The organism is Vibrio sp. B181a (genome assembly GCF_030248375.1).
Classification (GTDB): Bacteria; Pseudomonadota; Gammaproteobacteria; order Enterobacterales; family Vibrionaceae; genus Vibrio; species Vibrio campbellii.
Genome location: NZ_JAHGAD010000159.1, coordinates 1 through 569 on the forward strand (window position 1 = coordinate 1; position 569 = coordinate 569).

The 569-nt window shown below is 55.5% G+C and carries 1 pseudogene; it reads right to left on the reverse strand.

Annotated features, from left to right (window positions below):
• Positions 1-569: pseudogene (locus KIO97_RS27105) on the reverse strand (type II and III secretion system protein); the annotation flags it as partial.

The window sequence follows — 569 nt, forward strand, 5'->3', positions numbered from 1 at the left end:
ACCAAGTTCCAATCAATGCCGCGGTCATGACCAAGGTTTGAACGAAACTCCAACACTTGAACTTCGAGCGCCACTTGGCGCGTCAATGACGCTTTGGACTGGGCGACAAAGTCGGCGATTTCACGCATACGTCCAGGTGTGGTGCGCACCACCAAACGTGACAACGACGGCACCGCTTGCACCGAGCCCACTAAGGTCTCTTCATCGCTGTCTTCACCGGTTAAATCGGGGTCAAGCTGCAGCAAAGCGCGCACGCCTAGGGCCACTTCCCCAAATACGTCCACATCACTGCTTGATAGCGTGACGTACTGACCGTCGACTTTGGCGCTGCCACCCTCTTCATCCCCTCCCGAGGTACTTTCACTGCTGTCACCACTGCCAATTTGGTCGCTTATCATGCCAGGCGGCAATTCCAGCTCAAAAGTGCGAGAGACAAAGCGCTCCACCTTCAAGGTATCGCCAGATGGGGTAAAGCCCACCTGCAACTGGCGCTCAATGTCATTGAGTAAATCGGACACACGCCCATTTCGGTCTAACTGCACGCGAGCATTCGGATTGATGCCGGCACC